Origin of the sequence: Methylobacterium sp. WL120 (assembly GCF_008039465.1) — a bacterium.
In the GTDB taxonomy this organism is placed as follows: domain Bacteria; phylum Pseudomonadota; class Alphaproteobacteria; order Rhizobiales; family Beijerinckiaceae; genus Methylobacterium; species Methylobacterium cerastii.
Genome location: NZ_VRUT01000327.1, coordinates 1 through 1,476, shown reverse-complemented (window position 1 = coordinate 1,476; position 1,476 = coordinate 1). Strand labels below are relative to the sequence as shown.

1 protein-coding gene is annotated in these 1,476 nt (G+C 65.7%); it reads left to right on the top strand.

The annotated features are described in order from the left end of the window. Window positions 1–66 precede the first annotated feature (66 nt). Window positions 67–1,380: an IS701 family transposase gene (locus FV229_RS26790; protein WP_187275305.1), complete on the top strand. Its 1,314-nt coding sequence runs from the start codon at window positions 67–69 to the stop codon at window positions 1,378–1,380. The last annotated feature ends 96 nt before the right edge of the window (window positions 1,381–1,476 follow it).

Here is a 1,476-nt window from a genome sequence, read left to right as displayed (position 1 = left end):
CTGTGTCACAAGATTTGGGAGTAGGGATGGTGATTCGATCTCGTGATGGAGCGAGGCATGGATCGCATGAACTCCCTGTTGGCTGCTGATCAGCTTCGTTTTGCAAGCTATCTGGAGGCTCTGTCAGGCGTCCTAGGCCATGCCGATCGGGTCGCGCCGCTGAAGGCCTACTGCACCGGCCTCCTACTGCCAGGCGCCCGCAAGAGCATCGAGCCGATGGCGGCCCGGATCGCGCCGGCGCGTGTCCAGGCTACCCATCAGGCGCTGCATCACTTCGTAGCCAAGGGCGAATGGTCGGACGACGCTTTGCTAGCCCGGGTCCGCAGCGAGGTCCTGCCTGTGATCGAGCGTCAGGCTTCGATCCAGGCCTGGATCGTCGATGACACCGGCTTTCCCAAAAAGGGCCGCCACTCGGTGGGGGTGGGACGGCAATACTGTGGTCAGATCGGCAAACAGGACAACTGTCAGGTTGCGGTGACGCTCTCGGTGGCCAACACCCAGGCCAGTCTGCCGGTGGCCTATCGCCTTTACCTGCCGGAAGCCTGGACCCAGGATGCCGAGCGGCGCAGCAAGGCCGGCGTGCCCGAGGATATCGGCTTCCGGACCAAGCCAGAGATCGCTCTGGATCAGATCCGGGCGGCCTTGGCTGATGGGGTGGCGCCCGGGCTCGTCCTGGCAGATGCCGGATACGGGATCGACACGGCCTTCCGCACGGCGCTGACGGCTTTGGGCTTGTGCTACAGTCTGGGCGTTCAGTCCTCGACGAGCCTGTGGCCTCCTGGAACCGCACCGCTGCCGCCCAAACCCTGGAGCGGACGCGGGCGCCCACCCACCCGGGTGCGACGGAGCCCTGAGCACAAGCCACTCTCGGCAGAGACGCTGGCCCGGTCTCTGCCGGAGACCGCCTGGCAGCGCGTCACATGGCGCGCTGGCACGAACGGTGTGCTGACCTCGCGCTTTGCGGCCGTGCGGGCGCGCCCGGGGCATCGGGATGAACTGCGACACGAGCCGCGTCCCGAGGAGTGGGTTCTGATCGAGTGGCCGGAGGGCGAGGATGCGCCAACCAAATACTGGCTCTCGACCCTGCCGCCGGAGACGCCCCTGGCCGAGTTGGTCAGCCGGACGAAGCTGCGCTGGCGTATCGAGCGGGACTACCAGGAGCTCAAACAGGAAATCGGGCTCGGCCACTACGAGGGGCGAAGCTGGCGCGGCTTCCATCATCACGCCAGCCTATGCATCGCGGCCTATGGGTTCCTGGTCTCCGAGCGGGGCCGCTTTCCCCCCTCGGAACCAGAGATCACCGAACGGCAAGCGCTTGCCCTACCCGCCAGTTACAGACCCCGCGGCGCCCCCGATCCGGCCCGAGCGACACGTGCCTGACTCCATCGCGACCTTGCGCCTGAAGCTGGCACAAACACTCGCGCGAACCCTGCAACGATGTCCCTGCTGCCAACAAAGATTTATGACACAGTAGTA